Here is a 1,177-nt window from a genome sequence, read left to right as displayed (position 1 = left end):
AAGAAAAGAATAATATCTCCTTTGATTTCAGTTTCTGCACTCATAAAGTGAGCTTGTGCTAAGAAGCTGTTTGTAAACTCATAAAAACCTCTCTCCAAACCTCTCTCCTCCCAGGAGAGAGGCTCCGGCAACCCCCATTCCCTACAAGGGAATGGGGGCAGGGGGGTTAGGTTTGCGCGGATTCATCGGTTCTATGCAATACTTCTCAAACAGTTTCTAAGAAAATAGTATGAGCAGAAGAAGATATCATATTGTCTAAAAGATGATCGAGAGTATTTTCTAAATATTTAGGAACAGCATATTCTAGGCTTTTTGTCATGGCATTACTCATAGTTGCCATAACAGTATTTAAAACCACTACGACAAATTAATGAAACAGCGTTCGTGAAACGTGCCGGAGGCAATCGCTCCCAAACAGGTCTCACTTATTTTCGTTGGTGGCCTACTGATAATTGATCGAGGGCTTGAAAAGTAGCGTTGCGTAGCAGTATCGCTCAGATTTTACACAAACGATGATCGGACATAATATTAAGACCTGCTGTGCGTACCGAATACTATATTAAAACTGGCTTAGTCATTTTAGGAGCAGAAATTCTATTTAGTCGCATTGTCGAATTCGGACTCTATGGTTTAGCGATCGCCTGGGGGGTTACGCCAGGGCAAACGCATCTAATTTTTTTAACAAATAACCAAGAACATCAATTCAAATGGAAACTATGCGCTTGCTTATAAAATCACCATCAAAAAATTCCCAAAATTTTCATAGTCAACTCAATAATTAATAGTTTTAAAAAAAACCTAATTAAGATTGAATATTAGATATTTATGAGGATAATTATTATAGTAATAATAGTAATATTTAACAATGAAACTCCAGGCAAAAAAGAGTATTTATGAATATTTTAGTGAACTATAAGACCAGAGAGTAGATAGAACCAAACCTCATCAATTAATTCAATTAATTGATATTATTACAACTACTATTGACTTAGTTAAAATTGGGATCGTAGTTGGGCTTGAGCAAAAAGATAAGTATTTCATGGGCTAAAGCCTAACTACAAGCAACTAAGCATTCTTGCTTATAAAGATACTCTAAAAACGGCGACGTTTGCTTATTAAGCCTAAACCTGTAACTCCGAGTAAAGCTAAAACGCTAGTTGGTTCGGGAACAGAACTC

At 36.4% G+C, this 1,177-nt stretch carries 2 protein-coding genes; both read right to left on the bottom strand.

The genetic code is table 11. The features are described from left to right. Nucleotides 1–205 precede the first annotated feature (205 nt). Entirely contained in the window at nucleotides 206–358 is a 153-nt protein-coding gene (locus F6K22_RS41295; RefSeq protein ID WP_293111003.1) for a hypothetical protein, read from the bottom strand. A 734-nt stretch (nucleotides 359–1,092) separates the two neighbouring features. Next, nucleotides 1,093–1,177 (bottom strand): PEP-CTERM sorting domain-containing protein (locus tag F6K22_RS42965; RefSeq protein WP_363275591.1); only part of this gene is annotated, 85 nt, incomplete at its 5' end.

The organism is Okeania sp. SIO2F4 (genome assembly GCF_010672385.1).
GTDB lineage: Bacteria > Cyanobacteriota > Cyanobacteriia > Cyanobacteriales > Microcoleaceae > Trichodesmium.
Note: the sequence above shows the minus strand (reverse complement) of the source record. Positions and strands in the feature narration are given on the sequence as shown.